Source organism: Haloferax mediterranei ATCC 33500, from assembly GCF_000306765.2.
Lineage (GTDB): Archaea > Halobacteriota > Halobacteria > Halobacteriales > Haloferacaceae > Haloferax > Haloferax mediterranei.
The window spans coordinates 377,121-403,182 of record NC_017944.1; the positions used below are offsets into that span (position 1 = coordinate 377,121).

Genomic DNA, 26,062 nt, shown 5'->3' on the forward strand with positions numbered 1-26,062 from the left:
CAGATGCTGTCACACCAATTGGTATGAGCCGTTCCACTGAGCGAGCAGTCATCGTCGACGCAGTTCGAACGCCACAGGCGAAGAAAGACGGCGGTTTCGCGGACGTGTACCCGGAGGATTTGGTTATCGCGGTGTTGGACGCACTTGCAGACCGTACTGGTGTCTCGCCCGACGAGTGGGTCGATTTCCGCCTCGGCTGTGCGAATCAAGAAAACGAACAGGGTCGAAACCTCGCGCGACAGTCGCTTCTCGCCGGGGGCTTCCCCGAGTCGGTTCCGGGCGCGACACTCTCTCGGTTGTGCGGGTCGTCACTAACGACGCTGAACGACGCCGCCCGCGCGGTCGAGTCGGGCGACGGCGCGGTCTATCCTATCGCGGGCGTCGAACACATGTCTCGAATTCCGTTTTCTGACTGGCTCCATCCGGACCTCGAAACGCGGTACGACGGCGGCGACTCGCTTTCGATGGGCAAGACCGCCGAGACGGTCGCCCGGCGATACGACATCCCCCGAGAGGACCAGGATGCGTTCGCTCTCCGCTCGCACGAACGGGCCATTGAGGCTCGTAAATCCGGCCGCTTCGATGCCGAAATCGTTCCTGTCGAAACGCCGGACGGCCTCGTCGAGCACGACGAAGGACCGAGAGAAGACACGTCGATGGACGTGCTCGAATCGCTGCCGACCGTCTTCGCCGACGACGAGGAAGCGTCGGTCACGCCCGGGAACGCCTCTCCACTGACCGATGGGGCCGCGGGCGCGCTCGTCACCTCCGAAAGCTACGCCGAGGAGAACGACCTCCCGGTACTCGGGCGCGTCGTCTCTCGCGCCGTCGTCGGCGTCGACCCCGAAGAGATGGGCGTTGCCCCGATTTCGGCAACCCGCGCGGCGCTCGATAAGGCAGGACTAACCGTCTCCGACCTCGACCTCGTGGAGCTCAACGAGGCGTTCGCCTCTCAGAGTCTCTACTGTAAGCGCGAACTCGGTATCGACGAGGAGAAACTGAACGTCAACGGCGGCGCAATCGCCCTCGGCCACCCGCTCGGGTGCTCCGGCGCGCGCATCGCCACCACGCTCCTGCACGAACTCGACCGCCGCGGCGGCCGGTACGGTCTCGCCACGATGTGCGTCGGGTTCGGACAGGGTGTTGCGACGGTGTTCGAGCGGCAGTGAGTGAGTTACCCGGTCAACCCGGGGTGGACCAGCCTACCGCTGTACCTCGGTTGGCACGACCTTGAACCCGTACCGGACGACGCCTTCCTGTTCGTAGATGCGGCGCGGGACCGCCTCGACTCGGTCGCCGATAGCGGGTGTTCCGGCGGGCGAGTGAACGACTTGTGCGGGTGCACTCACCGACTCGTCGTCTTCCGGGCCGTCGAACGCGACGACGGCGACCGGGAACGACCCGGAGCGTTGCTGTTGTTCGACGAACTCGGGCGGTGCGCCGCCCTGCCCGATGGCCGTCGCGGCTTCGACCGCTCCCGTCCCGGGAAGCGGCGTATCTTCGTATCCGGCGAGCGACCCGCAGTCGAAGCACGCCCCCTCCGGCGGGAACGAGAGTGCGCCGCAGTCGGTACACCGCCCGGCGACGAGTCTGTGGCGCTGCGGAATCGTCTGTCGCCACGTCGGGACGCTCACGTACGCGCCGCCGCCCTCCGGTTCTTCACCCGTTATCGTTCCGCGACGGCGAAGCGCTTCGGCGTAGGACAGTTCCGTGTCGCCTTCGAGCACCGCACCAAGCGGCACGTCGCTATCTGCGGAAAGCACCACCGCTGTCGCCCCAGCGCCACCGCCGTAACCGACGAGGAGGGCCGACGATGCGCCCGATTCGAGCGCCGAAGCGAGTCCGAGGAACGGTCCTGCAGCACCCGCATCGCCGGTCTTGGAGACGACAGTTCCCGACGCGATTTTCTCGGTAGGCACGCCGACCGCACCTGCCGCGCGGTACGGGAGCTTGCCATCCGGAGCGGTGAGTGCGACGGCATCGACAGCCGACACGTCGGTTCCGAGGGCTTCGACCGCACCGCCGACGGAACTGGTGTAGGCGTCGCGCTCGTACTGCGTGATGCCGATGGATTCCGTCTCGGCGCTCCCGCGTTGGCGGAACCGAGTTCCCGGGAAGGGTTCGCCGTACTCGCCGACTCCGTCCACGGATAGCGGCCCGTCTTTGGCGAGCACGAGCGCGGCGGCACCTGCCCCGGCTGCGGCCGCTTCGTCGCTTTCGGGTGCGCCCTGCGGGCTGTCGGAAACGACGACGAGTGCTGGCCCCTCCGCGTCAAGTGTGGCCGCGAGTGCGACTGCACCGGCGCGGGTTCCGCCGCCGAACTGTCGCGTCGGAACCGCGGGGCCGACGCCGAGTAGCGAAGCGAGCCGGACAGTGTGTTCTTCTTCGTCTGCTGGTGGCGTGGTGGTGGCGAACGCAAGGTGTTCGATTTTGCTCGCGTCCACGTCGGCGGCGCTGAGCGCGCGCTGGCTCGCTTCCGTCGCCATGGTGAGCGTGTCCTCGTCGGCGTCGGGCACAGCGACCCGCTCGACGCCTGCGGCACCGCTCTTGCCCCACGCGTCGCGGTAGGTGGATACCGGAACGTACAGACGCGGCACGTACGCGCCGACGCCCGCGATTCGGAGTCCAGTCATAGCACACCCCCTTCGAGGACGTGAACGACCGCAGCACCGCCGGACCCACCCACGTTGTGCGTGAGACCGACCCGTGCACTCGGAATCTGTCGGTCGTCCGCGTGGCCGGTGAGTTGTTTGAACGCCTCGACGACCTGTCCCGCGCCCGTCGCGCCGATTGGGTGTCCCTTCGACTTCAGGCCGCCGGAGGGATTGACCGGCAACTCGCCGCCGAGTTCCGTCACTCCCTCGTCGATGAGTTCGGGTGCGCCGCCGCGCTCGCAGAATCCGAGGTCCTCGTAGGCGAGGAGTTCGGCGATGGCAAAGCAGTCGTGTACCTCCGCGAAGTCAACGTCGTCGGGACCGAGTCCGGCCATCTCGTAGGCTGTTTCAGCGGCTTGTGTTGACGAGTAAATCGAGGTGTAACTGTCGCGCTGGAAGAGTCCGACGCGCTCGGAGGCGGCACCGACGCCCGCGACGCGAATCGCTTCGTCGCACGTGCTGGCCACGTCCTCGCTGGCGACGATGACCGCGGCCGCGCCGTCGGAGGTCGGACAGCAGTGATACAGATTCAGCGGGTCGGCGACGACGGGCGCGTCTCGGGCGTCGTCGAGGGAACACTCGAAACCGAGGTGCGCCTTCGGGTTTTTCGCACCGTTCGCGTGGTTCTTCACGGCGACTTTCGAGAAGTGGTCCGGCGAGGCGTCGTAGGTGTCCAGATACGCGGAGGCCATCTGCGCGTAGACGCCCGAGAACGTCGTGCCGGTGAGTCGCTCCCACTCGGTTTCGCCGCTGACGCCGAGCCAGTATTTCGCCACGTCGCCGCTCATGTCGGTCATGACTTCGTAGCCGCCCGCGAGGGCCACGTCGGCCATGCCGCTTTTGACCGCCTGTACCGCCTGTCTGACCGCGTACCCGCTCGCGGCACAGGCGTTTTCGATTCGAGAACAGGGGACACCGTGGAGTCCGACGTGTTCTGTTACGGCCGGTCCCGACAGGCCGAGTTGTCGGCCGCCGACGCCGAGTGACCCGACGACCGCCTCGTCGACCGCGGACGGTTCGACGCCCCCGGCGCTGTCGAGCGCCTCCTCGAAGGCCGTCGCAAATAGCGACCGGTAACTCTCGTCCGGAAACGCGCCGTATTTCGATTGGCCCGCTCCGACAATGTACGCATCTCGCATGATAGTCGATTACGTATCCCCCGCGAAATAGGTTCGCCCCGCGTCAGTAGTGGCGTGACCGCATCATTTTTATCACCTTCTATCATCGGGTTCACTTGTACATGGTATTCGATAGCATGGAGGCTGCCTCACGAGACGAACTTCGTGAGGTCCAGAACAGTCGCCTGCAGGCGACGGTGCAGAACGCGTACGAGAACGTCGAGTTCTACCGCGAGACGTTCGACGAGTTGGGTCTCACACCGGACGACATCGAGAGCGTCGACGACCTCTCGAAGCTCCCGTTTACGACGAAAGAGGACTTCCGCGATAACTATCCGACGGGCATGTTCGCCGTCGACATGGAGGACGTAATTCGCATCCACGCCTCCTCCGGGACGACCGGCAAGCCCAAGATTGTCAGCTACACGCAGGACGACCTCGACGTGTGGAGTAAGGCGGTCGCGCGTTGTCTCGCCGCAGCGGGCATCGGCTCAGACGACATCGTCCAGAACGCCTACGGCTACGGTCTCTTCACCGGGGGTCTCGGACTTCACCAGGGCGTCGAAGAACTCGGCGCGACGGTTATCCCAATCGGCGGCGGGAACACGCAGCGGCAAGTCGAGATGATGAACGACCTCGGAAGCGACGTTATCTCCTGTACGCCGTCGTACGCGCTCTACCTCGCCGAAGTCGCCGAAGATATGGGCATCGACATTCGCGACCTCCCGCTTCGAACCGTCATCTTCGGCGCCGAACCGTGTACCGAGCCGATGCGGAACGAAATCGAAGACCGACTCGGCGTGACCGGCATCGACATCTACGGTCTCTCCGAAATCGTCGGTCCCGGTGTCTCCATCGAGTGCGAAGCACAGGACGGGCTTCACATCTGGGAGGATTACTTCTATCCCGAAGTCATCGACCCTAACACGGGCGACCCGGTCGAGGAAGGCGAAGAAGGCGAACTCGTGTTGACGACGCTCGCAAAAGATGCGCTTCCGGTGCTTCGGTACCGGACGGGCGACCTGACGACGCTCGACTACGATACCTGTGAGTGCGGCCGGACCTGCGTCCGTATGGACAACATCACCGGTCGCTCCGACGACCTAATCATCGTCCGCGGGGTGAACTTTTACCCAAGCGAGGTGGAGTCGGTCGTCCTCGAATTCGACGAGATTGCGCCGCACTACCGCATCGACCTTCGGCGCGAGGGGAACCTCGACCAACTGGAGGTTACGGTCGAACTCACGGAGGACTTCGCCGGTTCCATTAGCGACCTCAAAAATCGCATCGGAAAGCGCCTCTCGAACGTCCTGTCGTTCACCCCCGACGAGTTGAATCTCGTCGAGTACGGGAACATCGCCCGAACCGAGGTCGGCAAGGTCCAGCGCGTCTACGACCACCGCGGCCAGTAGACGGTTTGCTAGTTAGCTGCCGTCAGCGACCGGGCTTGTAGACGCGTCCGCGGAACGTCGCTACTCTATCGCCCGCTTCGTCGGACACGACGACTTCGTATTCGGCGGTTCGACCGCCGAGGTGCGTCTCTTCTGCGACGGCGCGGAGCGTATCCCCCACTTCCGCCGCCGCGAGATACGAGATGTTCGTCTCCAGTGCGAACGCCGCATCCCCGTGGCTGTTCGATGCAGCGGCGAATGCGGCGTCCGCGAGCGTGTAGACAGCCCCGCCGTGCGGCGTGCCGTGGAAGTTCAAATGTCTCTCGTCTACAGTCAGTGTCGTCTCCGCGTACCCCTCGCCGATATCTGCGAGTTCGATACCAACGCGGTCGCAAAACGGGTCGTTCGACGCACGGTCGCGTATCTCGGCGTGCTCGTCTGGCTTCGGCATGTGAACACACATCATCGCGACTCGTCAAGTAGGCATCGACTGTCAGTAATGATAGGTATGTAAAATTCTTTATTCGGTGGGGGTGACGGTGTTGTATGGCATACAGCTACGAACCGCACTACTTCGAGGACTTCGAAGAAGGCAAAGAGTTCGAAAGCGTCGGTCGAACCGTCACCGAAGCTGATTTCATGATGCACTCGGCGCTCTCGGGCGACTGGACGGAACTGCACACGAACAAGGAGTACGCCGAAGACACCCAGTTCGGCCAGCGCATCGCCCACGGGCCGATGACGTTCGTCCAGTCGACCGGGTTCGTCTACCGGTCGGGTATCGTCGAGCGCACAGCTCTCGCATTCCTCGGGATGAACTACATGGACCTTCCGAACCCCGTCTTCATCGGCGACACCCTCTCGCAGACGATGGTCGTCTCCGACCGGAAAGACCTCGGCAGCCGCGACGACGCCGGACTCGTCGTGCTCGACGTGACGATGACGAAGCAAGACGGAACCGTCGTCCTCGAAGGCGACATGAAGTTCCTCATCAAGACGAAAGCGGGCGCGGAATAGGCGAATCGCCGGTCAGTACGAGTCTAACCGTTCACCCCGGACGAACAGCGCATCGTCCGGCCCTCGGTCGCCGTAGTCGTCGTGGTACTCCATCAACTGGAACAGTACCCCGGTCGGGTTCTGCGGCGAGACGAACGCTTCCGTCCAGCCGTCTTCGACCGAGTAGCCGACGACGCGCTCACCTGCGGCCTCGAGAGCCACAACCGCGGCGTAGACATCGACCACTTCCAGCGTGACGTGGTGAAGGCCGGGACCGTGGTCATCGAGGAACGCCGTGAGAAACGACTCACCTTCGACGGGCGCGATACATTCGAGCCGAGACGCATCACCGAGGACGTACGTGGCCCACTCGAACGACCCGTCTTCGACCGTCTCGCGATGGACGCGTTCGCACCCGAGCGCGAACAGCGTCCGTTCTGCGTCCGCGACGTCTTCGACGGCGATTCCGACGTGGTCCACTCGTACGGGTGGCATCCGCGCCGGTCCTCTCTCGGTTTCCATGGGTACTCACCTTCGCCATTCCTAACTATTAATAGCTGAGGTAGTAACTCACAGACATGAAGCTCGGGACCGGCCTGTTCACCTGTCAGCGACGTCCGGACGACGACCGACCGATGGCGGAACTGTACGACGAGATGCTTACGCTCGGGCGCGCAATCGACGAGTCGGGTCTCGACAGTGCGTGGGTGTCCGAACACCACTTCATGGAAGACGGCTACCTCTCGGGGACGATGCCGGCGCTCGGGGCACTCGCCGCGACGACGGACCACATCGAACTCGGGACGTGTATCGCCCTCGCGCCGCTCTACGACCCGATTCGCCTCGCCGAAGACACCGCGACGGTGGACTTACTTTCCAACGGACGAACGACGCTCGGACTCTCTATCGGCTCGAACCCGCGCGAGTTCGACGCATTCGGCGTTCCGCGAGACGAACGAGTCGACCGCCTCGCCGACACTGCCGAACTCCTCCGTGGGGCGTGGTCCGACGGCCCAATCGAGCACGAATCCCCGTTCTACGAGGGTGCAACCGGTGCCAACGTGACGCCGAAACCGGCCCGCGACGTACCGCTCATGTTCGGCGGAGCGGCCAAACCCGCGGTCCGGCGCGCGGCCCGAACGGCGGATGCGTGGTGTGCGCCGTCGTCGCTTTCGATAGGCGGCCTCAAGAAGCGCGTCGACGACATCCGAAACGTTCGTGAATCCGAGGATATCGACGGCGATTTCACCGTCTACGTGCTCCAACACGGCTTCGTCGGCGACTCCAAGGAAGACGCGTGGAACGCGATGAAAGACGGCTATCTCTACCTCCAGCGGCGGTATGCCGAGATATTCTCTGGCGAGGAAGTCTCCGAACTATCCGCGGAGCGACAAGACGAACTGAAAGAACAGGCGATATTCGGAACCCCGGACGATGTCGTCGAGGAGCTGAACCGCTATCGCGACGCCCTCGGCGACGATATCCACTTCATCTTCCGGACGTACCACCCCGGAATCGGAACCGACCGAATGGTCGAGTGTATCCAGCGACTCGGCGAGGAAGTCGCCCCCCGAGTCTGAGCACACGCCGGTTTTCGTATTCAGTGAACTGCGACGATAGTCCGGTGTATTGACGAGAAATTACTGTCTTCGCGGCAACGCAAATCTTTAAACGTGATGATTTTCATGTTACGTGTGAACATACACAATATGAGAGACGATTATTCCTCGGATAGCGGCGGTGAGCCGCGTCCATCACGGCGACGGTTCGTACAGGCGGCAGGGTTGGCGGGCGTTACCGGACTAACCGGTGTCGCAGGGTGTCTTGGAGGAGGTGGCGGTGGCGGAACAAACGCTATCACCTACGGCGTCATCAGTCCGATGACCGGACCGTACGGTGGTCTCGCGGTCGGACAGCGAAACGGCGCGAAACTCGCAATCAAGCACGTCAACGAGAACTCCGACATTGACGTGGAAATCGACGGCGTCTACGAGGACACCGAAGCCGACCCGTCGACAGGCCGACGGAAGGCGCAATCGGTCGTCGAACAGGACGGCGCATCGTATCTCATGGGCGCGATTTCGTCGAGCGTCGCGCTCGCGCTCAACGAGTTCGCCAAGGACCAAGGGGTCATCTACAACCCCGGCGGGGCGGCAGTTCCCATCACCGGGTCGAACTGCAACGAGTGGGTCTTCCGCGCGGAGACGAACACCGCACAGATGGCCGAAGCGGTGTCCGACTACACCGCGGAAAACCTTGGAACCAAAGTCTGGTTCCACATCGCCGACTACGCCTACGGCGAATCGGTGATGGAGCGCGTGGAAAAACGAATGAAAAGCGGCCACGACGTCGAAGTCGTCGGCCGCAGTCGCTCGCAACTCGGCTCGACCAACTTCAACTCCTACATCAGCCAGATTGCCAACTCGGACGCGGAGGTTGCCGTCCTCGGAATGACCGGCGGCGACCTCATCAACTTCGTCAAGCAGGCTGCGAGTCAGGGACTCAAGGAGAACGTCAACCTCATGTCGCCGACGATGACCTTCTCGGTCGTCCGCGGCGCGCTCGGCGAAGCGGCCTACGGAACCTACGGCGGCGTTCGCTACCTCCCGACGCTGGAGACCGGTGACAATCAGTCGTTCGTCGACGCGTACCAAAGCGAGTACGACTCGATGCCGGACAGTTTCGCCCGCGTCGCGTATCAGTCCGTTCGGATGACTGCCCGCGGCATCGCCGAAGCGGGGTCGACGGACCCTGCCGAAGTGAAAGACGTGCTCCCGGGCCTCGAAATGGATACCGTTCTCGGTCGGAACCAGTTCCGCGACTGCGACCATCAGGCGATGAACCCCGTGTGGCCGGGTGAACTCGTCGCACCGGATGGTGGGAGCGGCCCCGCGGCCGTCAAACTCGGCGAGATGATAGACGGCGCGGACGCACTGCCCGACTGCAACGAACTCGGTTGCACCCTCTAGCATGTCTGTCGCCAGTGCCGTCGCAGAGCAAGTCCTCAACGGGCTCGTCGTCGGGATGGTGTACGTCCTCCTCGCAGCGGGGCTGTCCATCATCTTCGGCGTCATGGACGTCATCAACTTCGCCCACGGCGAGTTGTTCGCCCTCGGTGCGTACTTCGCATTCGCCATCGCGGGACCCCTCGGAGACGCGGGCTTCTGGGTCGCTCTCGTCGCCGCGCCCTTGCTCGTCGGTGTCATCGGGATGGGTATCGAACGGCTCACCGTCAAGCGACTGTACGGCCGTGACCCGCTGTACCACATCCTGTTGACGTTCGGGCTCGTTCTCATCATCAACGACCTCATCACGTCGGTTTGGGGCAAGTCGGCCCAGCCGTTCCCCGTTCCGTCGGTGCTCGACCAACCCGTCGCGCTGTTCGGGTTCAACTACTCGCTGTACAACTACGGTATCATCGTCTTCGGCTCGATTCTCGCACTCGGTACGTGGCTCCTCTTGAACCGCACCCGGTTCGGGATGATTATCCGCGCCGGCTCGGAGGACCGCGAGATGGTCCGCAACCTCGGCATCAACATCGACCGCTACTACACGCTGACGTTCGGGTTCGGTGCGGCGCTCGCCGGGACGGCCGGTATCGTTCTCGGGGCGTACCAAAACGTCAGTCCAACGATGGGGTCGAGCGTCATCATTCCGGCGTTCGTCATCGTCGTGCTCGGCGGTCTCGGCTCGTTCCGCGGGGCCGTCGTCGGCGGCCTGTCTGTTGGTCTCATCCAGACGTTCGCGCGGACCTACGCGCCGTTCTTGGAGGGTCTCATCGTCTTCCTCCTCATGATTGCCGTGCTCGTCGTCCGCCCAACGGGACTGTTCGGAACCGATATCGGCGGCGGTGAGCACCACGATGGCGCACTTCTCCACGGGGCGGGCGGCGGCGTGTTATCGTCGGAGACGCGGGCGAAAGTCGGGTACGCCGCCGTCGGCGTGCTCGTACTCGTGCCGTTTTTCGCCGAGTTGACCGGCGTCACCTACTCCGTCACGCTCCTCGAAGACATCCTCATCTGGGCGCTGTTCGCGCTCAGTCTGGACCTCGTGCTCGGCTACGCGGGTCTCGTCTCGCTCGGCCACACGCTGTTCTACGGGGTCGGCGCGTACGCCTCGGTGCTGACGCTCATGCACATCTCGCCGTCGGTGCTCGTCGCGCTCCTCGTCGCTATCGCGGTCTGTGCGGCCATCGCGTGGGTGGTCGGTTACCTCTCGATACGCGTTTCAGGGGTGTTCTTCGCGATGATTACCCTCGCGTTCGCGGAGTTGTTCTACAACGCCGTGTTCAAGTTCGACTTCACCGGCGGCTCTGACGGCCTGTTCGGTGTCGACGTGTTCTACGGTCTCGCCGGTATCGGTATCGACCCGGACGCGTTCGAGATTCCGCTCGGCGTGCTCACCGTCGACGGCGGCGTCGTCCAGTACTACTTCCTCCTCGCGGTCGTCGTGGGGTCGTACCTGCTGGCCCGCCGCCTCATTCGCGCGCCGTTCGGGACGGTCCTGCAGTCCATCCGTGAGAGCGAAGAGCGAGCATCGTTCATCGGCTACGACGTGACGGCGCACAAGCGCCGCGCCTTCGTCGTTTCCGGCGGTCTCGCGGGACTCGCGGGCGGTCTGTTCGCCGCCAACAACGGCTACGTCGCGCCGTCGTTCCTCCACTGGATAAACTCCGGTGAGGTCATCGTGATGACCGTCCTCGGCGGTATGGGGACGCTCTACGGCCCGATGATTGGCGCTGGCGTCTTCGTCGCCGCGGAGGACATCCTCTCGTCGTACATCGACCAGTGGCAACTCGTCATCGGCGTGTTGTTCGTCCTCTTCGTCATCTTCGTGCCGCGCGGTCTCGTGTCGCTTCCGAAGACCGTGGCCGACCATCCGATGTTCGAATCGACCGTCGGTGACCGTTCGAACGACCGAACCGGCGTCAAGGAAACAGAGGTGGAACAACATGACTGACCCGATTTTACAGACGACGAATCTCACGAAAGAGTTCGGCAACCTCGTCGCCGTCGACGACGTCAATCTCAACATCGAACGCGGTGAGTTCAGGAGTCTCATCGGTCCCAACGGGGCCGGGAAGACGACGACGTTCAACCTCCTGACCGGTGCGCTTCGCCCGACTCGGGGGACGGTGACGTTCAACGGCGAGAACGTGACGTCGCTCCCACCGCACGAGCGCGTTCGTCGCGGTCTCGGCCGCTCGTTCCAGATTACGAACGTCTTTTCGGGGCTTACGGTCCGCGAGAACGTTCGGCTCGCCGCGCAAGCAGCGAGAGAAGACGGCTTCCGTCCCGTCGAAGAGTTCCTCCAGCGGGCGAACACCTTCGACGACGTGAACGAGCACACGGACCGCGTTCTCGACCGGTCCGGCCTACTGGGCCGCGGAGACGAACTCGCCGATGTGCTCGCCTACGGGGACAAACGCCGCCTCGAAATCGCAATCGTGCTCGCGACGGACCCAGATATGGTTCTGCTCGACGAACCGACTGCGGGCATGAGCGCCGAGGAGACGCGGGCGACGATGGACCTCATCGACGAGGTGCTTTCGGACCGGACGCTGCTCCTCATCGAACACGATATCGACCTCGTGATGCGCGTCTCGGACCGGATTACCGTGCTCCACAGAGGCGAAATACTCGCCGAAGGGTCACCCGAGGCCGTCTCGGAGGACCCGGAGGTCCGCGAAGCGTACTTCGGAGGTGTCGAAGCATGAGTTCCGACCCGCTGCTCTCGGTTCGGGGACTCGTCTCCGGATACGGTTCGACGCGCGTCCTTCAGGGTGTCGACCTCGACGTTCCAAAAGGCTCGGTCGTCACGCTCATCGGTCGCAACGGCGTCGGCAAGACGACGACGCTCCGAAGCATCCTCGGGAGCGTGACGCCCTCGGCGGGGACAATCTCCTTCGGCGAGACGGACATCACCGCGCTTTCCCCCGAGAAGACCGCCCGCGAAGGCATCGCGCTCGTTCCCGAAGAGCGTCGCGTCTTCCCCGGACTGACAGTCACCGAAAACGTCGAAATCGGCCGTATCGGCGGTCGGAAGGACATCGACAAGCCGACCGTCGACGAGATTATCGACGAGTTCGAAAACCTCTCTCGGCACCGAACGAGCAAGGGCGCGGCTCTCTCCGGCGGCGAACAGCAGATGCTCGCCATCGCCCGCGCACTCGTCTCCGCGCCGGACCTCTTGATGCTCGACGAACCAACCGAAGGACTGGCACCGTCCATCGTCAAGCAGGTCCAACGGAAAATCAAGGAGTTGAACGACGAGGGCGTGACTATCCTGCTGGTCGAACAGAACGTCCAAGTCGCACTCGACGCTGCCGACTACGTGTACATCCTCGATAAGGGGCAGGTCGTCCACGAAGGTCCGGCCGACGAGGTTGCGGCTTCGGACGAGATTCTCGACCGCTATCTCGGCGTCTCGGTCGCCGACTAGCAGAATAGTGAATAATCTTTTGTGAATGTATCGTAGACATACGAGCGATGAGTTCCAGCGACGAGACCGACTCGACGCGACTCCCGAGACCGGAGTTGCGCCGACTGCAAGACCGGCGGATTCGGGAGGTGGTTCGACACGCCTACGAGAACGTCGCGTTCTATCGCCGCACGCTCGACGAGGCCGGTGTCTCCCCGGAAGACGTGACGAGCGTCGACGACCTGTCGAAGCTTCCGTTTACGACGAAAGAAGATTTCCGCGACGAGTATCCGACGGGCATGTTCGCCGTCGACATGGACGACGTGATTCGAATTCACGCATCGTCAGGAACCACCGGCAAGCCCAAAATCGTCGGCTACACGCGGGACGACTTGGACATCTGGCGCGAGATGATGGCCCGCGGGTTCCGCGGTGTCGGTCTGACGAGCGACGACTCCCTCCAGAACGCCTACAGCTACGGCCTGTTCACCGGCGGATTCGGCTTTCACGACGGCGCGACCGAGATGGGACTGTCGGTCGTTCCGACCGGCGGCGGCAACACGCAACGGCAAGTCGAGATGCTTGCCGACCTCGGAACCGACGCAATCTGTCTCACCCCGTCGTACGCGCTCTACCTCGCCGAAGTCGCCGAGGAGATGGGATACGACCCGGCAGACCTCCCACTGTCGGTGATTCTCTACGGTGCGGAACCCTGTACCGAGCCGATGCGAAACGAAATCGAAACCCGATTCGACGCCACCGCGGTCGAAAACTACGGTCTCTCGGAAATTATCGGCCCCGGCGTCGCCGTCGAATGTCTCGAACAGGCGGGCATGCACATCTGGGAGGACCACTTCTATCCCGAAGTTATCGACCCCAATACGGGCGAGCAGGTCGAAGAGGGCGAAGAGGGCGAACTCGTGTTGACGACGCTGACGAAGGTGGCACTTCCGGTGCTTCGGTACCGCACGGGCGATTTGACGACGCTCGACTACGACACCTGCGAGTGTGGACGAACCTGCGTCCGAATGAGCGGCGTCACGGGACGTGCGGATGACTTGCTCATCGTCCGCGGGGTGAACTTCTACCCGAGCGAGGTGGAGTCTGTCGTCCTCGAATTCGACGAGATTGCGCCGCACTACCGCATCGACCTCCGGCGCGACGGGAACCTCGACCGCCTCGACCTGACGGTCGAACTCGCCGAAGACTTTGACGGCTCCCGGAACGGACTCGAACGACGCATTCGCAAGCGTCTCTCGAACGTGCTGGGATTCACGCCCGACGAAATCGTGCTCGTGAGCGCGGGCAGTATCGAGCGCACCAAAGTCGGGAAGGTCCAGCGCGTCTACGACCATCGGTGACCCGCACAGCAACGGTCGTCTCCGTGGCGAACACCACCCGACCGACGGAACGACTCTCCACCGATGAAATGACCCCCGACCGACGAAACGACCTTTAACCGACGAAACGAACTTAACAAACGCCTGAAATAGACAACTATGGACATCGAGAAATTCTTCGAGAGCATGCCGTTCGCGCGGTTGCTCGGCGTCGAAGTTACCGAAGCGGCAGACGGACACGCAGAGGGGTACATCGAGATGCGCGAGGAACTATCGTGGAACGCCGACCAAGTGATGGCCCACGGCGGCGTCACGTTCACCCTCGCGGACACCGTCGGCGGCGCGGCGCTCGTGAGCGAAGTCGACCAACCGGTCCCGACCATCGACATGCGAATCGACTACCTGAACGCCGGAACCGGCGACTTGCGCGCGGAGGCCGACGTGGCCCGACTCGGCGGCGACGTCGGCACGGTTGACGTGGACGTGTACTCCGCGGACGGAAGCCACATCGCAACCGCCAGAGGGGTGTACAAGACCGGGTGAGGTCTGACTTCACGAGGTGAGGCCGAACTCTCGGCCGAGCGGGTATCACGCTCGGAGAGGTCCGCGCTCGCAGAGATTACTGCTCCCGTGAGCGACGCCGTCGGTATCGCATTCTCTACAGTAACCAACAATAATTAATAATTTGGGGTGGAACGCTACAGTGTAATGGAATACAGTGGCCCGACGAGTCTCTACATCGACGGAGACTGGGTAGACGCTGCATCGGACGCGACCATCGAGACGCTCGACCCCGCGACAGAAGAACCGTACGCAACCGTAGCCCGTGCCGGCGAGTCGGACGTTGACGCCGCCGTCGAGGCCGCGAGCAAGGCCGCGGAGCGCGGCAGCGAGTGGCGGACGATGGGGCCGTCAGAGCGCGGCGAGCTGCTCCACGCGATGGCCGACGCCATCGAGGAACGGAAAGACGAGATTACGCTCGTCGAATCCCACGACAACGGTAAGACGCCGTTCGAGGCGGGGATGGAGGTCCAGATGGTCATCGACACCTTCCGGTACTACGCCGGCTGGACCGACAAGGTGACCGGCGACTACAACCCGGTTCCCGGAAAGCGAGTCAACTACACGACGCGCGAACCGCTCGGCGTCACCGGCCACATCGTCCCGTGGAACTACCCGTTCCAACTCGCGGGGCGCAGCCTCGCACCCGCACTCGCCTGCGGGAACACGGCGGTTCTGAAGCCTTCCAGTCAGACTCCTCTCTCCGCACTGTACTACGGACTCGCGGCCGAAGAAGCCGGCCTCCCGGACGGCGTCGTGAACATCGTCCCCGGAAGCGGGTCGGAAGCGGGGTCGGCCCTCGCATCGCACTCCGATGTAGAACACGTCACCTTCACCGGCAGCACCGAAATCGGCAAGCGCGTCATGGCCGACGCGGCCGAGAACGTCACCGGCGTCACGCTCGAACTCGGCGGCAAGGGACCGAACGTCGTCTTCCCCGATGCTGACCTCGACGCCGCCGCGAAAGGCGTCCACTACGGTATCTTCATGAACGCCGGTCAGATGTGCTGGGCAGGTTCTCGACTCCTCGTCCACGAGGACGTTGCCGACGAACTCGTCGAGAAAATCGTCCAGCGCGCCGAATCGACGCCGCTCGGTTCCGGCATCGACGACGACGGCCGGATGGGTCCGGTCGTCAGCGAATCCCATCAGGCGGACGTGCTCGAGTACATCTCCATCGGTGCCGACGAAGGCGCAACCGTCGCGTGCGGCGGCGGCCGACCCGAAGACAAGGAAGACGGCTACTTCGTCGAACCGACGGTCCTCACCGACGTGACGAACGACATGACGGTCGCACGTGAGGAAATCTTCGGCCCGGTGCTTTCGGTCATCGAGTTCGAAGACCAAGCGGAGGCCATCGAAATCGCTAACGACTCGCCGTACGGACTCCTTGCGGGTATCTGGACCGACGGACTCTCCCGCGCCCACCAGGTCGCCGACGCGCTCGACTACGGGATGGTCAGCGTCAACGAGTACCCGGTCACGTTCCCGCAGACGCCGTTCGGCGGCACGAAACAGAGTGGCCACGGACGCGAGCAGGGCGAAGAAGCCGTCCGCGAGTTCACCCAAGCGAAGAACATCAACCTCAACATCCACTGACACGTCCGCAATTTCGGATTCGTTGACGCGCTCTCAACACCACTTCACCGGCGCGTTCTTAACTTCGCGTCCGCTGACGCGCTCTCAACACTACTTCACCGGCGCGTCCCAGTTCTTCGACCCGTCAGTTTCGAGACGCTCCGTTCCGCTGGTTTCGTTCTCCACTCCAGAACAGAGTAACTCTCGCGCCGCTACGTAGCTCTCTTTGTCGAGTCCGCCTTCAGAAAAAACGGAACCGAATCGAAACGGGACCTCGATTTGTCGCGCTATTCGAATCGCTGGAACGGCTCTTGACACTCGTTGCAGAAGTGCATCGAGCGGCAGAGGCCGGGACCTTTCGGATGCTCGCGCACGGTGTCGGTCGAGCCACAGTACGGGCACTCCGCACCTGCGGTTTCGCCCGACGTGTCGGTGCTGGGGTCGAAGCGGCGCATCATACCCCCAGCCCGAAGTCGCGGAGGGCCTCGCGGCCCGCCTCGGTCACCATGTTGACGTTCCATTCCGGAGTGAACCTGAGCCTGACGGACGCTTCGTCGACGCCGGAGGCGAGAATCGCGCACTTCACGTCGTTCGTGATGTAGTCGCGGGCCGGACAGCCGGTGTACGTCAAGGTCATCTCGACGATGCCGTGCGTCTTCGGCTCGCCCTCCTCGTCTTCTTCTTCGACGACCCGGACGCCGTAGATGAGACCGAGGTCGACGATGCTCACCGGCATCTCCGGGTCCTCGATTTCGTAGAGGGTCTCCCAGATGTCGGCTTCAATACCGGTGGCACCTTCGCCCGTCTTCGGGAAGTCTTCGGGGGCCTCGCCGTCGACGTACTCAGTGTAGCCGCAGGCCGCCTCGGTCGATGCGTCGTCAGTGCTCATGTCAGGCACGCTCCCGCCCGATTCTCGCTGGTTCTGGTGCTTCGAGCTCGTTGTACGTCTTCCGGAAGTCCGCGGCCAACTCGTCCCAGTGTTCGGTGTGCGTGCCGTCGCGCCCGCGGGCGGTTGGCTTGTCCACCTCGTCGGGGTCTGGAACGTCGAGGCCGAGCGATTCGAGGTAGGGGATGACCGTCTCTAGCCACTCGACACGGAGGTCTTCTATGGACTCCGTCCGGAAGTCGTTTTCCACAATCTCTTCTTCGTATTCGGGTTCGACGAACAGCGAGAGCGCATGGGGGAACAGCCGGTCCAGCGCGTCCTGCACGTGCTCTTTGCTGTCACCTTCGGCGAGCCGGTCGAGCCAGCTTTGGGCGTTTTCGAGGTGGTAGCGCTCTTCGCTCAGCACCTTTCCAACCCGGTCGGCGAGCGGCGCATAGCTCGTGTCCACGAGCGACTCCAAGCGTAGTCGTTCGGCACTGTCGAAGAGGTAACACCGGAGGATGGCGTCGGCCCAGTCTCCCTCCTCGAACGGAAGTTCGACCAGCGTCGCGTGCTTGAACTCGTCCGCCGGGCGTTCCCAGATAAGTTCGGCCTCGGTGTGGCCGAGTTCTTCGAGCAGGTCGTACCAGAGGCGGGCGTGGCCGAACTCGTCCTGTGCGATGTTCGCCAGCGCGAGGTCGGATTCGAGCGTCGGCGCGTAAATCTGCCATTCGATGAGGCGCTCGCCCTGGACGTACTCGTCGTCGGCCATGCGGAACAGCATCTCTTCGATTGCCGCCTGCTGGGCTCCGTCGAGGTCTTCGGGATTGAGTAAGGCAACCATGTTAGCTGTCCGCCTCGAGTGAACTTTCGACGTCGGCTTGTTCGGCCTCGCTCTCCGCGACTTCGGGTGCTGCGGGTTCGATGTCCGTGTACGACGTCGCCCAGCGGTAGGTCTTGTCCGTCATCCCGCCGAAGCTGATCTCGTCTGCGTCGATTTCGCCGATTTCACGCTGTGGCGTGACCCACAGGCTGTTGGTCTTCATTCGCCGACCGTGCTGGACGGCCGCGAACTGGAGTGCCATCTCGCGGTCCGGTGCGTGGACGTTCCCACAGTGCTTGTGGTAGCCGCCCGGTCTCTCCTGTCTGAATACTTCCCAAATCATGGTTCTTAGTCCGCCGCCTGCGGGGTTTCGGTGTTCGCCGCCTGTTCCCAGCTTTCCATCGACTCGCGGACCCACTCGACCGCCGCTTGGGCGTGGGCGCGAGAGTTAATCTGTTCGTGGCTGCCTTCCGAGTCGTTCTTGGCGATGGTCCAGAACTCGTCCCAGTTGAGGTCGTCCTCGTTGACGTGGTAGGTGTCTTCGTCCTCGTCGTACTCGATACGCGGGTACTCGGGGACTTCGAGGCCGTACTTCTCGGCCTTCGGGACGTAGGTGTCGAGGAAGGTGTCGCGCAGTTCGTCGTTCGACTTCGTCTTCAGACCGACCTGCTGTGCGAAGTCGTTGTGCACGGACTTGTCGTTGGTCGGGCCGAAGAACTGGATGATACGCGGCCACCACATCTCGAAGGCCTCCTGTGTCTTCTCTTGGGTCGCCTTCGACCCGTTCATCAGTTCGGAGAGGATGGATTCGCCGTGCTTGACGTGGAAGCCCTCTTCGAAGCACACCTTGTCCATCGCGTGCGCGTACGGCGTCCACGACGTGTTCTTGAGCGTGGCCTGTCGATGCATGGCCGCGCCGTCGACGAAGAACGCAATCATGGGGACTTCGTGCCACGACTCCATCGGGTAGTGGAAGCAGTTGAGGAACTTTCCTTCGCCGTTGGCGAGTTCGTCCAACATCTCGTCGCGGGTCTTGATACCGAGCGATTCCGCCGCCCGGTAGAGCAGTTGCGCGTGTCCGATCTCGTCTTGGACTTTCGCCGAGAACGCGAGTTTACGGTCGATACTCGGTGCTTGGCGGATGAACGGCTTTTCGAGGTAGCCGCCCATCACTTCGCTGTTCGCGTGGAACTGAATCATGCGAGTCGCGGCTTTGCGGTACTCCTCAGGCATGTCGTCCTTCGGAGCGAACTGCCGCGGTCCAGCGCGTTCTTTGACAGTTTCGAGGTCCATCAGTCTATGTGGAACTATCATGGATAACCACTTACGAATTGGCCCGCCTATAGACGGCCTTTATATACACGTGTCGTGTATCTTCCACCGATGATAGAGGAGTGTCTCGTGGCCGAGTTTCGAATTGACGGGGACGACTGTCCGCTCGCGCGGGCAACCGAGGAAGTCCCCGCCACAGTCGATGCGGCCGCGCCGCAACTCCGTGCCGACGGGAACGTTCTCCTCCACTTTTCCGCTTCGAGCGACGACCGATTGGCAGCGACTCTCGACGCCGACGACGATATTCGGTACCTTCACGTCACCCGGGGGGACGACGCTCACACGTATCGGTGTCTCTCGAAACACCCGTGTGTCGTCCACGAACTCGTCGACGTCGGCTTCCTCGTCGAATCGATGGAGTACAACGACGGCGGCGCGACGATGCGAGGTGCCGTCGTCGGCTACGACGTGCTCCGCGGCGTCATGGAGAAGGCTGGACACACCGTCGGTATTCAACTCCAGCGCGTCTATCCACTCAGGTCGGACGAGACGCCACCTGTTGGACGAGCGTGGGACCTCACACCGGCCCAAGAAGAGAGCCTTCGCGTCGCGGTCGAGATGGGATATTTCGAACTCCCGCGGACGATTACGGCCGAAGACGTGGCCGACGAACTCGGTATTAGCAAATCCGCGTTTCTGGAACGACTTCGGCGGGCGCAACAGTCGCTGTTCGGGACGCTGTTTGGGTGATGTTTCGGGACGTTATTTGGCTGCTGCGGGCTGCCGGTCGGGACGACTTCCAGTGAGTGACCGGCTATTCGGGGAGGCTATTTATTTCGTGTCCGTGTAGCGAGGGTATGCGAGTCGAAGACGCGGACGGAGTCAGGACGGTAACGTTCGACCGACCCGACGTGAAGAACGCCTTTACCGCCGACGTGGCGCGCGACCTCTCTGCGGCGCTCGAAAACCTCTCACCCGAAGCCGTCGACGCCGTCGTGTTGACCGGCGACGGCGACGCGTTTAGTGCCGGTGGCGACATCCAAGCGATGGCCGAACGCGACGAGACGGCACGTGAAGCGTACGAGCGCGTTCGCGGGACGCTCGGACGCGTGGCAGAAGCAATTCTCACCGCACCGGTTCCGGTTATCGCCCGCGTCAACGGGGACGCCGTCGGCGCTGGCACGTCTGTCGTCGCCGCCTGCGACTTCGCCTATGCCGTCCAAGGGGCACGGTTTGGCGCGTCGTTCGTGAACGTCGGCCTCGTCCCCGATGCCGGCGGGACGGTGACGCTTCCGCGACTCGTCGGCCTTCGGGCGGCGAAAGAACTGGCGTTCACCGGGAAACTTATCTCGGCCGAGCGGGCCGCCGACCTCGACTTGGTGAACGAGGTTGTGGACGCGGACGAACTCGATACGGTCGTCGACGAAATGGCCGAGACACTCGCCTCCCGACCGACTGAGACGCTGGCGCTCGCAAAAGAAGCGATTCACGCGAATCTCGGTCGTCCGTGGCCCGATGGCCTCGAACGCGAGGCGCAAGCGCAGACGCTAGCTTACGATACCGATGCGCACGAAGAGGGCGTTTCGGCGTTCTTGGAGAAGCGTCGCCCCGATTTCGAATAGGTCTAAGCGCGCTTCACCACATAATAAAGCGTTCCGAGTGTGGGGACACAGAACGCTATTGTCGGCCACACGATTCTGTTCGGCCGATACGAGGCGTACTCCTTGTGCTGTAACTGAGCGTCAGCAAAAATCACAACTGGGGCGATCAGCCACGCAATACCGAATACGAGCAATGCTTGATCTGCGGTCACCGCTTCAGTGCTCGGGCCGCCGAACGCATATAACAGCCCCCAACCTTGCGCGCACAAAGAAATAATTACCCACTTTAACCGGCCTCCTGCCGATTCTTTATCTGGTTCGACCGGAACGGGAATCGTTCCGTCGTCGTTGAGTTTCTCTGGATCATAATTCCTCAGAGTTTCTGACACGTGTGAATCAGAACAGCCAACTGCGTTTGCAATGCGCGTGTTAGACCAGCCAGGATTATCTCGCTTTTTATAGAGAATAGTCTGCTGCTTTGCTGTAAGCTGTTTATTTTCGTATCTCATCTCTCCCCCGACTTAGCTGAATCGGTCGATTAAGTATCCCAATCCCCATATTAGAAAAAATTTCAATAAGATATATTGAATGTTACTAAATCAAACCCCGTCTATAGTTATAATTCAAGAAACTCCTCTGCGTTCTCCCAGAGAAGCTTGCGCTTGACCTCGTCCGAGGCGTCGAAGTGGTCGTCGAACGATTCGAACCACTGTTCCGGCCGAATCATCGGGTAGTCGGTGCCGAACATCACCTTGTCCTGCAGGACCGTCTTCGCGTAGTGTAGCACTTGCTCGTCGATGTACTTGGGAAGCCACCCGGAGAGGTCCATGTAGACGTTCCCCTTCTGCTGGCAGATAGCCAGTTGCTCTTGTTCCCACGGGAACGCCGGGTGGGCGATGAGAATCTTGAGGTCGGGGTGCTCCGCCGCCACGTCGTCGATGAGCATCGGATTTCCGTACTTGATTTTCAGTCCGCGCCCGCCCGGCGAACACGCACCGAGTGTCGAGTTGCCGCCGTGGAAGACGACGGGCACTCCGAGGTCTTCGATGGTGTCGAACAGTTCCGTGTGCTCGTCGTCACTCGGGTCGAATCCCTGTGCGATTTGCTGGAACTTGAAGCCCGAAAGTCCGAGGTCTTCGACGCAGCGGATGGCCTCCTCGACGCAGTCGTCCTTCAGCGGGTCGACGCTTCCGAATCCGATGAAGAAGTCCGGGTGTTCGTCGCGAACGTCGGCAACGTAGTCGTTCGGCACCGGCGGATTCCCCGTGTTCGTCTCGGCGTCCCACCCGAGGAGAATCGCCTTGCCGATTCCGTGGTCGTGATACTCTTCGATCATCTCCTCGTAGTCCCACGTCTCCATCTCCGCGCCGAATCTGTTCGCCGCGTCCTGCATCATTTCGCCACCGGCGTCTTCGAGGAACTCCGCCGTCGGCTGGTGTGCGTGCGTGTCGATAATGCGCGGCTCGTCGAGCGAATCCCTCACGGTCATCAATGTACGACGGTTGCCGGATGATAAAAATCGAACGGACGGGGCTTACGATTGGATGGTCCCGGTGACGATATCGGAGACCCGCTGGCGGTCGAATAGTCGCTCATCGGACGGAATTTCGGGGTAGGACGTTTCGCTTCCGTCTCCCGGCCACTCACCAAACACGTCCGGATAGACCTGTTTCGCGGTCATTTCGAGTTGGAAGAGATTCGTGAGCGGTCCCTGGAACGGCGTCCCGGAACTGTACACGCGGTCGTTTTGTACTGCCGTCAGTTCGCTGCCGACAGGGTGAGATTCCAAGGTCTCACGGGTCGACGCGACATCGTAGAATTCTCCGACTCCGAAGTTGTGGAGAATGACGTCCGGGTCGATTTCTAACATCGCTTCGTAGTCGAGTTGTCCGTCGGCGTTCTCGTCGTACGTCTGGTCGTTGTCGACGAAGGCGTCTCGGGCACCGAGCGGGCGGACGTGCGCCTTTGCGAATCCTGGGCTGTTTATCTCGTACGGACGGAACGCCCCGTCTCGGTAGATAAGGAGTCCGACAGTCGGTCGCTCTTCTTCCGGCGGCAGGTCGCGTTTGATGGTGTTCAACAGCGACTCGTGCTCCTCGTGGAGTGCCTGCTGTCGCTCTTGTTCTTGGAACACCGCCGCGATTTTTTCCGAGAGTTCCCAGAGCGTGTAGTACTGGTAGCCGTCGCGGCATCCTTCGGGTGGCTGGGCGTGTTCCCGACTGTATCGATTCCCGACCCACGGCCCGATGTTCTCTCGAACCTCCCTGATATCGGATGTGTCCCAATCATCTGCAAACGACAGCAGCCAACACGGGTCTTGGAGGTGAACGTCGGCGTCGATTTCGTAGAAGAGTTCCTTGTCGACGCCGTCGTTCCACACCTGTTTGACGTTCGCCGCGTCGAATGATGCCCCGTCGACTGCGTCGTAGTAGTAATTCAATGTCGATGCATAACTGCTAGAGGACCCGAGTGATGCAATCGAATCACCGTGGCCGAAGGCGATAGCCATATCTGCGTAGTGGGGGCTGTACGCGTACACCGTCTGGGGAACGGCAGTAAACGAGACTTCGCCTATCGGTGCCATCGTCACCGAGAACGAATCGTCTTCGGGCGTGCTCGCCTGTGTCGTCGGGGTCGTTGCTGTCTCTGTTTCTGTCGAGGTCGTTTCAGTCAGTGTTGGCTTTCCACTACTGTCGCTTGTACACCCCGCGAGCAGTCCGCTGCTCACCAGCGCACCGGTGTAGGCCAAGTAGTCGCGCCGTGTCGGGCTATCCTCAGTCTCATTGTCACGTGCCATGTTTTAGGCTGGCCTAAATGATGTAAAGAAGTTCCGAAGTTTAGGCCGAGAAAACAGTGTGCCGAGTCTCGTCCGGGTACTATTCGAGTAACCAGACTACATCGTCTCCGAGAAGACTTATTTATACTCCTGATTGTAATTATATGGCTCTGGTGAATCACTAGACGGCGTCGGTTTCAACCGTTAGAACTTGGAAGATGAAGCGGGAAACCGGCGATAGTTCATGTCGAAGATCTCCCGCTTCATCAAGAAAGCAGTCACGTTAGCTAAAAATGTTGTTGGTGACCGAGTCGAAGTCGCCGCCCCCGAAGAGTGGTCGAAAGGGCTCGTCGGCTTCAAGCCCGCACCAGTGTTCGACATCTCGCAGACCGACGGCGACCCACTCCCGGAACTCGACACCGCTGCAACGGGCGACCCCGAGACGCTCGTCGTGGACCTCATCGAAATCGAATCGGAACTAGGCGTGACAGTCCGCATCGTTGACCCCGACGACTGGCGGCATGGGAGAGCCAAAGGCGTCTGTCAGTCTCGGAGCGTCCAAGATCTCACCCCACTCGTCGAAGTAAAGAGTCGACCGAATCAGGCGGATCTCGCGGCGACGATCATCCACGAGTACGCACACGCAATTCTTCAGCTTCCATAATTCGCGGGTGGGCAGTCATGGAAGCGTCCGCGAGTGGTTCATACAATTTGCGCAATACTATAACTTCAAACGACCGCATCAATCGCTCGACGGACGAACGCCGGTTGAGGAGGTCACTAACTAGACAGTGCCTGGTTGAACAATATACCGAGGAACGGAACACTAGGCTGGTGTTGGACTTCACCCTCGAACCCAGTGGGTCGGAAAGCTCGTCCTCATAGATTGTTCACATAGTGCTTGCGAGAGCATTGTGTTTCGTGGTAAAATGGAGGGATGGGAACACTCTCCCACAAATATGGGAGTTCCGACACCACTACTCGGGAAGTAACAGGGGTGTGAAAAATCGCGAGGGTGTTAAGTGGTCAACTGACAAGTACTGCTATCTTATTTAGATGTTGTAGTAGATCTCGACTTTGGCATCCGGATTCTCCCACGTCGTGGCGTAGGAGATAGCAGCAGTAGTGTCGTACTTGTCAAGATTGTCATAACCGTTCAGAGATCCAGTCACGTCTTGTCCACTTATTGAATCTGAGGACTCACAGTTACTTTCCTTGTGGATATCAGCACCATGCTCGTTTGCAATGGTGAATCCATAGTCACCATCGCCCTCAACTGTAATCCTAGCATTTCCACCCTCGTCGGTGGAGTCTGCGTCGACGGTTAGGTCACCAAACATTCTGATTTCCGTGATTAGGCCATCGAAGGTCTCCTCAACCTGACCACCATTAAGCTCTCCATAGACACCGGGTGAGTGACTAAAGTCTAATTCGTAGGTCCCATTCCCCTCAATCGTAACCGTGTGCTCAGCGGCAGCGACTGGCTCAACACTAGTGAGAATGCCACCAGCGATGCCAGCGGTTGCGAGGCTCTTCTTCACGAACGATCGTCGGGTCTCAGTACCTTTCTCAGGCATGCACTTCGGGATATGGTAGTGACAGTATTATAACTTAATATATGATACAAGTAGAAAATTATATGTAACTCAGTATGAAAATTCGTCTGTCAAATCTGTGGGCTGCGTTTCTGGTAGTGTTCAGATAAGCTGATTCCATGCGAAGGCGAATGATCTGAGCCAATCGTCAGCAGTTTTTGCTTCGGCGTTGCTGAAACAGTTTGAGAACGAGGAAGTTCTTCATTTTATCTTACGAAAAACACGTTCAACGCTGTTTCGATCCCCGTGTTTTTCATACCGGAATCGAAGGCCGTGTCGGTTGCAGGTGTCTTTCAGCGGTGTCGCGCCATCGGCGAGAAACACGGCGTCGTCGACGTCGTGTTTCTCGCGGAGTTCATGGAAGAACGAATGAGCGAGAACGTTGTTCTCGTCGGTTCAAGCTTCGTGTGGAGTAATTCGCTCGTCTCTGGATCGACGACAGCGTACAGCCAGTACTGTTCGTCATTGAGTCGAATCACGGTTTCATCGACCGCAACGTGATTCGGGCGTCGACCGCCGTCGGCTGTAGATCGGCTTTGTGAACCCAGTTGTGAACGGTAGAACGAGCTCGTTTAACACCGAATATTTCAAGAATGGAAACAGTACCCGAAAGCGATACTCCAGCAAGATGGAGCTGAATACTGAGCTTCATCAGCAACTGCGGTGTCGCTTCTCGTTCCACAAGCTCTAACTCGATCTGGTCGAGATTACCGCCGAGGCTAGCGTTTTCGGGATAAATCACTCAGAAAACGCTCCACCTCACCTTTCAATCCTTATCTGAACACCGCCCTTGGCTGAGCGTCGGAGAGTTTTCTCCGGAAACGATGGGGTGTCTCGAGGTCCAACCGTATCATTGGGACGAGAAGAATACAGATTCACTTACTGACCACGACGTAGGAGGACTCGAGACTGGGTGGTACGAACACTAGTAGACGAACTCTACTGGGTGGTACGAACACTAGTAGACGAACTCTACTGGGGACCGAGGTACCGCCTGCACTCTACAATCATTTCGTTGGCGAATGACTCAGTCACTTGTCCCTGTGGGTTGACGACAGCGTCATGTTTGATT

27 protein-coding genes and 2 pseudogenes are annotated in these 26,062 nt (G+C 61.1%); 15 read left to right on the top strand and 14 right to left on the bottom strand.

Annotation, left to right across the window (positions count from 1 at the left end; all coding sequences use genetic code 11):
- Nucleotides 1–23 precede the first annotated feature (23 nt).
- On the top strand, nucleotides 24–1,169 hold the full coding sequence (locus HFX_RS18400) for a thiolase family protein (RefSeq protein WP_004060774.1): 1,146 nt from the start codon (nucleotides 24–26) through the stop codon (nucleotides 1,167–1,169).
- A 33-nt stretch (nucleotides 1,170–1,202) separates the two neighbouring features.
- On the opposite strand, the gene HFX_RS18405 is transcribed toward HFX_RS18400, so the two are convergent.
- Together HFX_RS18405 and HFX_RS18410 are read right to left on the bottom strand one after the other, a co-directional pair.
- Complete coding sequence (locus HFX_RS18405; RefSeq protein WP_004060773.1) at nucleotides 1,203–2,633, bottom strand: zinc ribbon domain-containing protein; 1,431 nt, start codon at nucleotides 2,631–2,633, stop codon at nucleotides 1,203–1,205.
- Entirely contained in the window at nucleotides 2,630–3,793 is a 1,164-nt protein-coding gene (locus HFX_RS18410; protein WP_004060772.1) for a thiolase domain-containing protein, read from the bottom strand. The genes HFX_RS18405 and HFX_RS18410 overlap by 4 nt, the downstream gene beginning before the upstream one ends.
- Before the next feature lie 101 nt (nucleotides 3,794–3,894).
- On the opposite strand from HFX_RS18410, the gene paaK (HFX_RS18415) reads away from it, so the two are divergent.
- A complete protein-coding gene (gene paaK, locus HFX_RS18415; protein WP_014732830.1) occupies nucleotides 3,895–5,184 on the top strand; it encodes a phenylacetate--CoA ligase PaaK in 1,290 nt (429 codons plus the stop codon).
- A 22-nt stretch (nucleotides 5,185–5,206) separates the two neighbouring features.
- Here the strand turns inward: paaK (HFX_RS18415) and HFX_RS18420 are convergent, their stop codons facing one another.
- Nucleotides 5,207–5,614: a PaaI family thioesterase gene (locus HFX_RS18420; protein WP_014732831.1), complete on the bottom strand. Its 408-nt coding sequence runs from the start codon at nucleotides 5,612–5,614 to the stop codon at nucleotides 5,207–5,209.
- A gap of 95 nt (nucleotides 5,615–5,709) precedes the next feature.
- Here HFX_RS18420 and HFX_RS18425 point away from each other — a divergent pair, with 95 nt between their 5' ends.
- Nucleotides 5,710–6,180: a MaoC/PaaZ C-terminal domain-containing protein gene (locus tag HFX_RS18425; protein ID WP_004060769.1), complete on the top strand. Its 471-nt coding sequence runs from the start codon at nucleotides 5,710–5,712 to the stop codon at nucleotides 6,178–6,180.
- A gap of 12 nt (nucleotides 6,181–6,192) precedes the next feature.
- On the opposite strand, the gene HFX_RS18430 is transcribed toward HFX_RS18425, so the two are convergent.
- Entirely contained in the window at nucleotides 6,193–6,681 is a 489-nt protein-coding gene (locus HFX_RS18430; RefSeq protein ID WP_004060768.1) for a VOC family protein, read from the bottom strand.
- 56 nt (nucleotides 6,682–6,737) lie between these two features.
- On the opposite strand from HFX_RS18430, the gene HFX_RS18435 reads away from it, so the two are divergent.
- From HFX_RS18435 to HFX_RS18470, 8 genes are all read left to right on the top strand, one after another.
- Nucleotides 6,738–7,739: an LLM class flavin-dependent oxidoreductase gene (locus tag HFX_RS18435; RefSeq protein ID WP_004060767.1), complete on the top strand. Its 1,002-nt coding sequence runs from the start codon at nucleotides 6,738–6,740 to the stop codon at nucleotides 7,737–7,739.
- A gap of 204 nt (nucleotides 7,740–7,943) precedes the next feature.
- A complete protein-coding gene (locus tag HFX_RS18440; protein ID WP_081603749.1) occupies nucleotides 7,944–9,128 on the top strand; it encodes an ABC transporter substrate-binding protein in 1,185 nt (394 codons plus the stop codon).
- A gap of 1 nt (nucleotide 9,129) precedes the next feature.
- A complete protein-coding gene (locus tag HFX_RS18445; RefSeq protein ID WP_004060765.1) occupies nucleotides 9,130–11,118 on the top strand; it encodes an ABC transporter permease in 1,989 nt (662 codons plus the stop codon).
- Nucleotides 11,111–11,875, top strand: a complete 765-nt coding sequence (locus HFX_RS18450) for an ABC transporter ATP-binding protein (protein WP_004060764.1) — start codon at nucleotides 11,111–11,113, stop codon at nucleotides 11,873–11,875. The genes HFX_RS18445 and HFX_RS18450 overlap by 8 nt, the downstream gene beginning before the upstream one ends.
- Nucleotides 11,872–12,600 (top strand): ABC transporter ATP-binding protein, encoded by a 729-nt coding sequence (locus HFX_RS18455; protein ID WP_004060763.1) that lies wholly within the window; start codon nucleotides 11,872–11,874, stop codon nucleotides 12,598–12,600. The genes HFX_RS18450 and HFX_RS18455 overlap by 4 nt, the downstream gene beginning before the upstream one ends.
- 47 nt (nucleotides 12,601–12,647) lie before the next feature.
- Complete coding sequence (gene paaK / locus HFX_RS18460; protein WP_004060762.1) at nucleotides 12,648–13,940, top strand: phenylacetate--CoA ligase PaaK; 1,293 nt, start codon at nucleotides 12,648–12,650, stop codon at nucleotides 13,938–13,940.
- Nucleotides 13,941–14,078: 138 nt separating this feature from the next.
- Nucleotides 14,079–14,462: a PaaI family thioesterase gene (locus HFX_RS18465; RefSeq protein WP_004060761.1), complete on the top strand. Its 384-nt coding sequence runs from the start codon at nucleotides 14,079–14,081 to the stop codon at nucleotides 14,460–14,462.
- 165 nt (nucleotides 14,463–14,627) lie between these two features.
- Complete coding sequence (locus HFX_RS18470) at nucleotides 14,628–16,079, top strand: aldehyde dehydrogenase family protein (protein ID WP_004060760.1); 1,452 nt, start codon at nucleotides 14,628–14,630, stop codon at nucleotides 16,077–16,079.
- 266 nt (nucleotides 16,080–16,345) lie between these two features.
- On the opposite strand, the gene paaE is transcribed toward HFX_RS18470, so the two are convergent.
- Genes paaE through paaA form a run of 5 tightly spaced genes read right to left on the bottom strand, consistent with a single transcriptional unit; the run spans nucleotide 16,346 to nucleotide 19,039 of the window.
- Complete coding sequence (gene paaE, locus HFX_RS19870; RefSeq protein ID WP_320051503.1) at nucleotides 16,346–16,513, bottom strand: 1,2-phenylacetyl-CoA epoxidase subunit PaaE; 168 nt, start codon at nucleotides 16,511–16,513, stop codon at nucleotides 16,346–16,348.
- Entirely contained in the window at nucleotides 16,513–16,956 is a 444-nt protein-coding gene (gene paaD, locus HFX_RS18480; RefSeq protein WP_179955386.1) for a 1,2-phenylacetyl-CoA epoxidase subunit PaaD, read from the bottom strand. Before paaD ends, paaE begins: the two co-directional genes overlap by 1 nt.
- Nucleotides 16,949–17,767, bottom strand: coding sequence for a 1,2-phenylacetyl-CoA epoxidase subunit PaaC (gene paaC, locus HFX_RS18485; RefSeq protein WP_004060752.1), 819 nt, complete (start codon nucleotides 17,765–17,767; stop codon nucleotides 16,949–16,951). Before paaC ends, paaD begins: the two co-directional genes overlap by 8 nt.
- Nucleotide 17,768: 1 nt before the next feature.
- Nucleotides 17,769–18,089, bottom strand: a complete 321-nt coding sequence (gene paaB, locus HFX_RS18490) for a 1,2-phenylacetyl-CoA epoxidase subunit PaaB (protein ID WP_004060750.1) — start codon at nucleotides 18,087–18,089, stop codon at nucleotides 17,769–17,771.
- Nucleotides 18,090–18,094: 5 nt separating this feature from the next.
- Nucleotides 18,095–19,039, bottom strand: a complete 945-nt coding sequence (gene paaA, locus HFX_RS18495; protein WP_004060748.1) for a 1,2-phenylacetyl-CoA epoxidase subunit PaaA — start codon at nucleotides 19,037–19,039, stop codon at nucleotides 18,095–18,097.
- A gap of 90 nt (nucleotides 19,040–19,129) precedes the next feature.
- On the opposite strand from paaA, the gene HFX_RS18500 reads away from it, so the two are divergent.
- Together HFX_RS18500 and HFX_RS18505 are read left to right on the top strand one after the other, a co-directional pair.
- Nucleotides 19,130–19,768, top strand: a complete 639-nt coding sequence (locus HFX_RS18500; RefSeq protein WP_004060747.1) for a helix-turn-helix domain-containing protein — start codon at nucleotides 19,130–19,132, stop codon at nucleotides 19,766–19,768.
- A gap of 107 nt (nucleotides 19,769–19,875) precedes the next feature.
- Nucleotides 19,876–20,640: an enoyl-CoA hydratase/isomerase family protein gene (locus tag HFX_RS18505; RefSeq protein WP_004060745.1), complete on the top strand. Its 765-nt coding sequence runs from the start codon at nucleotides 19,876–19,878 to the stop codon at nucleotides 20,638–20,640.
- Nucleotides 20,641–20,642: 2 nt separating this feature from the next.
- Here HFX_RS18505 and HFX_RS18510 read toward each other — a convergent pair whose 3' ends face one another.
- The 3 genes from HFX_RS18510 to HFX_RS18520 all read right to left on the bottom strand — a co-directional run bounded on the left by HFX_RS18510 (nucleotide 20,643) and on the right by HFX_RS18520 (nucleotide 23,416).
- Nucleotides 20,643–21,128: a hypothetical protein gene (locus tag HFX_RS18510; RefSeq protein WP_004060743.1), complete on the bottom strand. Its 486-nt coding sequence runs from the start codon at nucleotides 21,126–21,128 to the stop codon at nucleotides 20,643–20,645.
- Between the two features lie 107 nt (nucleotides 21,129–21,235).
- Nucleotides 21,236–22,108, bottom strand: coding sequence for an amidohydrolase family protein (locus HFX_RS18515; RefSeq protein WP_004060742.1), 873 nt, complete (start codon nucleotides 22,106–22,108; stop codon nucleotides 21,236–21,238).
- Nucleotides 22,109–22,153: 45 nt separating this feature from the next.
- Entirely contained in the window at nucleotides 22,154–23,416 is a 1,263-nt protein-coding gene (locus HFX_RS18520) for an ABC transporter substrate-binding protein (RefSeq protein WP_004060740.1), read from the bottom strand.
- A 223-nt stretch (nucleotides 23,417–23,639) separates the two neighbouring features.
- On the opposite strand from HFX_RS18520, the gene HFX_RS18525 reads away from it, so the two are divergent.
- Entirely contained in the window at nucleotides 23,640–24,059 is a 420-nt protein-coding gene (locus HFX_RS18525) for a hypothetical protein (protein WP_004060738.1), read from the top strand.
- Nucleotides 24,052–24,183: pseudogene (locus tag HFX_RS19535) on the top strand (IS6 family transposase); the annotation flags it as partial. The gene HFX_RS18525 and the pseudogene HFX_RS19535, both read left to right, overlap by 8 nt.
- 264 nt (nucleotides 24,184–24,447) lie before the next feature.
- Here HFX_RS19535 and HFX_RS18530 read toward each other — a convergent pair.
- Both HFX_RS18530 and HFX_RS19540 read right to left on the bottom strand, forming a co-directional pair.
- Nucleotides 24,448–24,936, bottom strand: a complete 489-nt coding sequence (locus tag HFX_RS18530) for a hypothetical protein (RefSeq protein ID WP_014732838.1) — start codon at nucleotides 24,934–24,936, stop codon at nucleotides 24,448–24,450.
- A 156-nt stretch (nucleotides 24,937–25,092) separates the two neighbouring features.
- Nucleotides 25,093–25,729: pseudogene (locus tag HFX_RS19540) on the bottom strand (IS6 family transposase).
- Between the last annotated feature and the right edge of the window lie 333 nt (nucleotides 25,730–26,062).

What these genes read in the sequence shown, in the direction of transcription:
- HFX_RS18400 (WP_004060774.1), top strand. Translation starts at nt 24, where the DNA reads ATGAGCCGTTCCACTGAGCGAGCAGTCATCGTCGACGCAGTTCGAACG.
- HFX_RS18405 (WP_004060773.1), bottom strand. Translation starts at nt 2,633, where the DNA reads ATGACTGGACTCCGAATCGCGGGCGTCGGCGCGTACGTGCCGCGTCTG.
- HFX_RS18410 (WP_004060772.1), bottom strand. Translation starts at nt 3,793, where the DNA reads ATGCGAGATGCGTACATTGTCGGAGCGGGCCAATCGAAATACGGCGCG.
- paaK (WP_014732830.1), top strand. Translation starts at nt 3,895, where the DNA reads ATGGTATTCGATAGCATGGAGGCTGCCTCACGAGACGAACTTCGTGAG.
- HFX_RS18420 (WP_014732831.1), bottom strand. Translation starts at nt 5,614, where the DNA reads ATGCCGAAGCCAGACGAGCACGCCGAGATACGCGACCGTGCGTCGAAC.
- HFX_RS18425 (WP_004060769.1), top strand. Translation starts at nt 5,710, where the DNA reads ATGGCATACAGCTACGAACCGCACTACTTCGAGGACTTCGAAGAAGGC.
- HFX_RS18430 (WP_004060768.1), bottom strand. Translation starts at nt 6,681, where the DNA reads ATGGAAACCGAGAGAGGACCGGCGCGGATGCCACCCGTACGAGTGGAC.
- HFX_RS18435 (WP_004060767.1), top strand. Translation starts at nt 6,738, where the DNA reads ATGAAGCTCGGGACCGGCCTGTTCACCTGTCAGCGACGTCCGGACGAC.
- HFX_RS18445 (WP_004060765.1), top strand. Translation starts at nt 9,130, where the DNA reads ATGTCTGTCGCCAGTGCCGTCGCAGAGCAAGTCCTCAACGGGCTCGTC.
- HFX_RS18450 (WP_004060764.1), top strand. Translation starts at nt 11,111, where the DNA reads ATGACTGACCCGATTTTACAGACGACGAATCTCACGAAAGAGTTCGGC.
- HFX_RS18455 (WP_004060763.1), top strand. Translation starts at nt 11,872, where the DNA reads ATGAGTTCCGACCCGCTGCTCTCGGTTCGGGGACTCGTCTCCGGATAC.
- paaK (WP_004060762.1), top strand. Translation starts at nt 12,648, where the DNA reads ATGAGTTCCAGCGACGAGACCGACTCGACGCGACTCCCGAGACCGGAG.
- HFX_RS18465 (WP_004060761.1), top strand. Translation starts at nt 14,079, where the DNA reads ATGGACATCGAGAAATTCTTCGAGAGCATGCCGTTCGCGCGGTTGCTC.
- HFX_RS18470 (WP_004060760.1), top strand. Translation starts at nt 14,628, where the DNA reads ATGGAATACAGTGGCCCGACGAGTCTCTACATCGACGGAGACTGGGTA.
- paaE (WP_320051503.1), bottom strand. Translation starts at nt 16,513, where the DNA reads ATGCGCCGCTTCGACCCCAGCACCGACACGTCGGGCGAAACCGCAGGT.
- paaC (WP_004060752.1), bottom strand. Translation starts at nt 17,767, where the DNA reads ATGGTTGCCTTACTCAATCCCGAAGACCTCGACGGAGCCCAGCAGGCG.
- paaB (WP_004060750.1), bottom strand. Translation starts at nt 18,089, where the DNA reads ATGATTTGGGAAGTATTCAGACAGGAGAGACCGGGCGGCTACCACAAG.
- paaA (WP_004060748.1), bottom strand. Translation starts at nt 19,039, where the DNA reads ATGGACCTCGAAACTGTCAAAGAACGCGCTGGACCGCGGCAGTTCGCT.
- HFX_RS18500 (WP_004060747.1), top strand. Translation starts at nt 19,130, where the DNA reads ATGATAGAGGAGTGTCTCGTGGCCGAGTTTCGAATTGACGGGGACGAC.
- HFX_RS18505 (WP_004060745.1), top strand. Translation starts at nt 19,876, where the DNA reads ATGCGAGTCGAAGACGCGGACGGAGTCAGGACGGTAACGTTCGACCGA.
- HFX_RS18510 (WP_004060743.1), bottom strand. Translation starts at nt 21,128, where the DNA reads ATGAGATACGAAAATAAACAGCTTACAGCAAAGCAGCAGACTATTCTC.
- HFX_RS18515 (WP_004060742.1), bottom strand. Translation starts at nt 22,108, where the DNA reads ATGACCGTGAGGGATTCGCTCGACGAGCCGCGCATTATCGACACGCAC.
- HFX_RS18520 (WP_004060740.1), bottom strand. Translation starts at nt 23,416, where the DNA reads ATGGCACGTGACAATGAGACTGAGGATAGCCCGACACGGCGCGACTAC.
- HFX_RS18525 (WP_004060738.1), top strand. Translation starts at nt 23,640, where the DNA reads ATGTCGAAGATCTCCCGCTTCATCAAGAAAGCAGTCACGTTAGCTAAA.